Annotated in this window: 1 rRNA gene; it reads right to left on the bottom strand. The window is 52.5% G+C overall.

The annotated features are described in order from the left end of the window. Positions 1 to 1,194: ribosomal RNA gene (locus IEZ31_RS55735) — 23S ribosomal RNA — on the bottom strand; the annotation flags it as partial.

Here is a 1,194-nt window from a genome sequence, read left to right as displayed (position 1 = left end):
CACCTGCTCGAATTGTCATTCTCGCAGTCAAGCGGGCTTATGCCATTGCACTAACCTCACGATGTCCAACCGTGATTAGCCCACCTTCGTGCTCCTCCGTTACTCTTTGGGAGGAGACCGCCCCAGTCAAACTACCCACCAGGCACTGTCCGCAACCCCGATAAGGGGTCGACGTTAGAACATCAACACTACAAGGGTGGTATTTCAAGGACGGCTCCACACATACTGGCGTACGTGCTTCAAAGCCTCCCACCTATCCTACACATGTAGGGTCAATGTTCAGTGCCAAGCTGTAGTAAAGGTTCACGGGGTCTTTCCGTCTAGCCGCGGGTACACTGCATCTTCACAGCGATTTCAATTTCACTGAGTCTCGGGTGGAGACAGCGTGGCCATCATTACGCCATTCGTGCAGGTCGGAACTTACCCGACAAGGAATTTCGCTACCTTAGGACCGTTATAGTTACGGCCGCCGTTTACCGGGGCTTCGATCAAGAGCTTCGACCGAAGTCTAACCCCATCAATTAACCTTCCGGCACCGGGCAGGCGTCACACCGTATACGTCATCTTACGATTTTGCACAGTGCTGTGTTTTTAATAAACAGTTGCAGCCACCTGGTATCTGCGACTCTCAATAGCTCCATCCGCGAGGGACTTCACCGTCGAGAGCGTACCTTCTCCCGAAGTTACGGTACCATTTTGCCTAGTTCCTTCACCCGAGTTCTCTCAAGCGCCTTGGTATTCTCTACCCGACCACCTGTGTCGGTTTGGGGTACGATTCCTTACAATCTGAAGCTTAGAGGCTTTTCCTGGAAGCATGGCATCAATGACTTCACATCCGTAGATGCTCGACGTCGTGTCTCAGCCTTAAAAAGAGCCGGATTTACCTAACTCTTAAGCCTACGCACTTGAACCTGGACAACCGTCGCCAGGCCCACCTAGCCTTCTCCGTCCCCCCATCGCAATTGTAAGAAGTACGGGAATATTAACCCGTTTCCCATCGACTACGCCTTTCGGCCTCGCCTTAGGGGTCGACTTACCCTGCCCCGATTAACGTTGGACAGGAACCCTTGGTCTTCCGGCGAGGAGGTTTTTCACCCCCTTTATCGTTACTCATGTCAGCATTCGCACTTCTGATACGTCCAGCATGCGTTACCACACACCTTCAACCGCTTACAGAACGCTCCCCTACCCAAT

Origin of the sequence: Dactylosporangium sucinum, from assembly GCF_014647515.1 — a bacterium.
GTDB classification, from domain to species: Bacteria; Actinomycetota; Actinomycetes; order Mycobacteriales; family Micromonosporaceae; genus Dactylosporangium; species Dactylosporangium sucinum.
Note: the sequence above shows the minus strand (reverse complement) of the source record. Positions and strands in the feature narration are given on the sequence as shown.